The sequence below is a fragment of the Streptomyces sparsus genome (assembly GCF_054776295.1).
Genome location: NZ_BAAHCA010000286.1, coordinates 1 through 5,318, shown reverse-complemented (window position 1 = coordinate 5,318; position 5,318 = coordinate 1). Strand labels below are relative to the sequence as shown.

Annotated in this window: 3 protein-coding genes; 1 reads left to right on the top strand and 2 read right to left on the bottom strand. The window is 71.3% G+C overall.

Going from position 1 to position 5,318, the window contains the following annotated elements; translation table 11 throughout:
• Positions 1–42: 42 nt before the first annotated feature.
• Positions 43–2,802 (bottom strand): pyruvate, phosphate dikinase, encoded by a 2,760-nt coding sequence (gene ppdK / locus ACYVE9_RS14545; RefSeq protein ID WP_461028258.1) that lies wholly within the window; start codon positions 2,800–2,802, stop codon positions 43–45.
• A 408-nt stretch (positions 2,803–3,210) separates the two neighbouring features.
• The gene (locus ACYVE9_RS14540; RefSeq protein WP_461028257.1) at positions 3,211–4,425 is read right to left on the bottom strand and encodes an ROK family transcriptional regulator; all 1,215 of its coding nucleotides are present in this window, start codon (positions 4,423–4,425) and stop codon (positions 3,211–3,213) included.
• 528 nt (positions 4,426–4,953) lie between these two features.
• On the opposite strand from ACYVE9_RS14540, the gene ACYVE9_RS14535 reads away from it, so the two are divergent.
• Positions 4,954–5,318 (top strand): MGH1-like glycoside hydrolase domain-containing protein (locus tag ACYVE9_RS14535; protein ID WP_461028259.1); only part of this gene is annotated, 365 nt, incomplete at its 3' end.

Genomic DNA, 5,318 nt, shown 5'->3' with positions numbered 1-5,318 from the left:
GGTCGGTGTGCGGCGGGGTCCGGGAGGTCGCGTCGCGCCCGGCTAGCGGCTGTCGCTGCCCGTGCTGCGCGCGGCGGCGCGGCCCGCCTCCAGCCGTGCGACCGGGATGCGGAACGGGGAGCAGGAGACGTAGTCGAGACCGACCTCGTGGAAGAAGTGCACCGACTCGGGGTCTCCGCCGTGCTCGCCGCACACGCCGAGCTTCAGGTCGGGTCGGGTGGCCCGGCCGTCCTCGACGGCGTCCCGGACGAGCTTGCCGACACCGTCCTTGTCGATCGTCTCGAACGGCGAGACGCCGAAGATGCCCTTCTCCAGGTAGGCCGTGAAGAAGCTGGCCTCCACGTCGTCCCGGCTGAAGCCCCACACGGTCTGGGTGAGGTCGTTGGTGCCGAACGAGAAGAAGTCCGCCGACTCCGCGATCTGACCGGCGGTCAGGGCGGCCCGGGGCAGCTCAATCATGGTGCCGAGCGTGATGCCCAGCTCCACGCCGTAGGTCTGCTCGATCTCCGCGATGACTTGTTCGGCCTCGTCCCGGACGATCTCCAGCTCCTGCACGGTCCCGACCAGCGGGATCATGATCTCCGGTCGCGGGTCGCCCTTGGCCGCCCTGCGCTCCGCGGCGGCCTCGGCGATGGCCCGCACCTGCATGGTGAACAGGCCCGGAATAACCAGGCCCAGGCGCACGCCGCGCAGCCCGAGCATCGGGTTCTGCTCGTGCAGCCGGTGCACGGCCTGGAGCAGCCGCAGGTCGTTCTCGTTGGCGTCCTTGCGCGACTCGGCCAGGGCGACCCGCACCGACAGCTCGGTGATGTCGGGCAGGAACTCGTGCAGCGGCGGGTCGAGCAGCCGGACGGTGACGGGCAGGCCGTCCATCGCCTCGAACAACTCCTTGAAGTCGCCCTTCTGCAGCGGCAGCAGCGCGGCGAGCGCCTCGTCCCGCTCGGTGTCGGTGTCGGCGAGGATCAGGTGCTCGACGAGTTCCCGGCGCTCGCCCAGGAACATGTGCTCGGTGCGGCACAGTCCGATGCCCTGCGCCCCGAAGCGGCGGGCCCGGGAGGCGTCCTCGGCGTTGTCGGCGTTGGCCCGCACCCGCAGCCGGCGCATCCGGTCGGCGTAGGCCATCATCCGGTGCACCGCCTGCACCAGCTCGCCGGCGTCGTCGGCGCCGGCGTGCGTCCGGCCCTCGAAGTACTCCACGACGGGGGACGGCACGACGGGTACCTCACCGAGGTAGACCTTGCCGGTGGAGCCGTCGATGGAGACCACGTCGCCTTCCTCGATGACCAGGGTGCCCTTGCCGTCGGGGTGCGGGGCGGTCAACCGGCGGCGCTTGGTGTCGACCTCCAGGTCCTCCGCACCGCACACGCAGGTCTTGCCCATGCCGCGGGCGACCACCGCCGCGTGGGAGGTCTTGCCGCCGCGTGAGGTGAGGATGCCCTCGGCCGCGATCATGCCGTCCAGGTCGTCGGGGTTGGTCTCCCGGCGGATCAGGATGACCTTCTCCCCCGAGCGGGACCACTTGATGGCGGTGTAGGAGTCGAAGACCGCCTTGCCGACGGCGGCACCCGGGGACGCGGCGATGCCGCGGCCGAGGCGCTTCATGCCGCCCTTGCCGGCCGCGGCCTCGTCGAACCGGGGGAACATCAGCTGGGCGAGCTGGGCGCCGTTGACCCGCTGGAGCGCCTCGGCCTCGTCGATGAGGCCCTGGTCGACCAGTTGGGTGGCGATCCGGAAGGCCGCGGCCGCGGTGCGCTTGCCGACGCGGGTCTGGAGCATCCACAGCTTGCCGCGCTCGATGGTGAACTCGATGTCGCACAGGTCCTTGTAGTGCGTCTCGAGCGTTTCCATGATCTGCATCAGCTGGTCGTAGGACGCCTTGTCCAGCGTCTCCAGTTCGGCGAGCGGCACGGTGTTGCGGATGCCCGCGACGACGTCCTCTCCCTGCGCGTTCTGCAGGTAGTCGCCGTAGACGCCCTGCTGGCCGCTGGCGGGGTCCCGGGTGAAGGCGACACCGGTGCCGGAGTCCGGCCCGAGATTGCCGAAGACCATGGAGCAGACGTTGACGGCCGTGCCCAGGTCACCGGGAATGCGTTCCTGACGCCGGTACAGCTTGGCCCGGTCGGTGTTCCACGAGTCGAAGACCGCCCTTATGGCCAGGTCCATCTGCTCGCGCGGCTCCTGCGGGAAGTCCCGCCCGGTCTCCTTGAGCACGATGTCCTTGAACTCGGCCACGAGTTCGCGGAGCCCGGTCGCGTCGAGGTCCACGTCGGTGGCGGCGCCGCGGCGGTGCTTGGCCTGCTCCAGCGCCTCCTCGAACAGTTGGCCGTCCACGCCGAGCACCGTCTTGCCGAACATCTGGATCAGCCGGCGGTAGGAGTCCCAGGCGAAGCGCTCGTCCCCGGCCTGCGCGGTGAGGCCCTCGACCGAGGCGTCGGACAGGCCGATGTTGAGGACCGTGTCCATCATGCCGGGCATGGAGAACTTGGCTCCGGAGCGGACGGAGACCAGCAGCGGGTCGTCGGCCTGGCCGAGCTGCTTGCCCATCGTCCGCTGGAGCGCGTCGAGGTGCGCGCTCACCTCCTCACGGAGGGCGGCCGGCTCGACCCCGGAGTCCAGGTAGACCTTGCACGCCTCGGTGGTGATGGTGAACCCGGGGGGCACGGGCAGGCCGAGGTTGGTCATCTCGGCGAGATTGGCTCCCTTCCCACCGAGGAGATCCTTGAGCTCCTTGTTGCCCTCGTTGAAGGCGTACACGAACTTCGGTGCGTTCGTGGATACGTGTGGCTCTTTGTTTTCCGACACGGGACGACTCCTCGCGGACGGCTGCCCTGACGGCGGGGAGCGTACCCAGATCGAAGGTGTCAGAGCACGGGTAGCAGCACGTCACAGGGCCGCAACCACCCATCCGCCAGGAGATCGAAAGTAAAGGCTCATTCAAGTGGCGTCGCGCCGGGTTTTCGGACACCGAAGGGAACATCACGGCGGGTGACGACTCTGCGTCCCTTCGCGGGCTCTCGGTGAGATGATCTTTGACTTCTCGAACTCAGCACGGGTGGCACTCAGCGCCGCTCGTTGGAGAGGTGCAGAACTCGCACGAGCGCTCATGTGAGCAGTACCCCTATCAGGCGTGGCGAGAATCACGCGCCTGCGACGAGCCTCGTCCCACCATCCGGACGTCGCCGTGCGGACACCGCCCGTACACCTCGGCCCTCAGCGCCCGGCATCGGCCAGCCGGTCATCGACCCGCTCCGGCGCGTACAGGTGCTCGACCACCATGGCGGCCGAGCCCAGCAGGCCCGCCCGCTCCCCCAGTGCGGACGTGACCACCTGGAGACGGGCCGTGGTGCGGGGCATCGCCCGCTGGTAGAGGACCTCCCGCACACCACCGAGAAAGGCCGGCCCGGCCAGGTCTCCGGCGAGCATCAGCACACCCGGGTTCAGCAGCGTGACGACCGTGCCCAGCACCTCGCCCACCCGCCGGCCGGCCTGCTGGGCCAGCCGTACCGCCTCCGGCCGTCCGGCCGCGAGCAACTCGCGCACGTCCGAGCCGGAGGACGCGGGCACCCCAGCCGAGGTCAACTGCCTGGCGAGCGCCCGGCCGCTGGCCACGGCCGCCAGGCAGCCCTGCGAGCCGCAGCGGCACAGCGCCGCAGACCCGTCGCTCAGCCGGATGTGGCCGATGTCGCCCGCGCCTCCGTCGATCCCCCGGTACACCCCGCCGTCCACCACCATGCCGGCCCCGATCCCGGTGGACGCCTTGACCAGCAGGAACGCGGAGCAGTCGGCGTGGCCGGCGCGCTGTTCGGCGTAGGCCATCAGGTTGGCGTCGTTGTCGACCAGCACCGGCAGCCGCTCCGGAATCCCCAGGATGTGCGTGGCCAGCGCACGCCGCAGGCCGTCCGGGACCGGGTGGCCGTCCCAGCCGGGCATGATCGGCGGCTGCACCACCCGTCCGGTCGCCCAGTCCACCGGACCGGGCACCGCGAGACCCGCGCCGCACAGCCGCTCCGGCTCGACGCCCGCGTCCCGCAGCAACGGCGCGAACCACTGACCCAGCCGGTCCAGCACCTTCTCCGGGCCGTCCTCCACCAGCAGCGGCCCGACGTGCTCGGCGAGCACCCGGCCGTCGAGGTCCAGCACCGCCGCGCGGGCGTGCCGGGTGTCGAGGTCGGCGGCGAGCACCGCGGCGTGGGTGTGGTCGAACTCCAGCCGCACGGAGGGGCGTCCACCGCTCGGCGTGCCGGGCGGGGCGGCGACGCCCTCGCGCACCCAGCCGGCCGCGAAGAGGCGGTCGAGGCGGTGGCCGACAGTGGACCGGGACAGCCCGGTGACACGCTGGAGCTCCCCGCGGGTGGTCGCCCGGCCGCTGCGGATCAGGTGCAGCAGATATCCGGTGCTTGCCTGGTTCGTCCGGGTCGGCGCCATGACCGGTGCCCCTGCCTCTCGTGTCACGGCCGCCCTGGCGGCGGTGCGGTACTCGTCGACGTCCCCCTCACCGGCCGCCCCGCCCCCACGGGTGACGCGCCCGGCCGCGACCGTCTCCGGCGCCCTCTGCGCATCCGTCCCGGACGCCCTGTGGTGCGCGGTTGCGGTGCGGTTCCAGTGCGGTGTTCGGTGCGTCTTGGGTGTCCCTGCCAACTTACCGCCGCGATGACGGAGTTCTGCTTGCCTATGACGCAACACGCGGCTAGTTTTGCCTGCTAATGAGACGTAACTCCGGGGTGACAGCAGTGTGATCCAGCACACACACCTTCAGAATCGCCCCATTTGTGACCTATTCGACAGTGTTTACCGCCCCGCACTGCCGTCACTCCGCCGTCCCCTCGTTCCGCCGCCCCCGCAGGTCCACCCCGCCGCCGGGCCCAGCGCCCCGTCGCCGGCCCGCCCCAGCACCTCACCTAACTCCCGGAGCACCTTGTGAATCGTGCGGTACGACCGACCGCGGCCCGCGCGGTGGCGCTGCTCGCGCCCAGCGGCCTCGACAGCCCCCTCGCCCACCGGGCGCGGGACGTCCTGGAGGGCAACCGGACCGGCACCTCCACCGTCCCCTCCCGCAGCCTCTACCCCCACCAGTGGAGCTGGGACTCGGCCTTCGTCGCGATCGGGCTGCGCCACGTGTCACCGGTGCGGGCGCAACGCGAGCTGGAGACCCTGCTGGACGCGCAGTGGGCCGACGGCCGGGTGCCGCACATCGTCTTCAACCCGGCGGTGCCGCCCGCCGCGTACTTCCCCGGCCCGGCCTTCTGGCGCTCGTCCGCCGCCGGCCGTGGCCAGGGCGCGCCGGCACACACCGAGACCTCCGGCATCGTGCAGCCGCC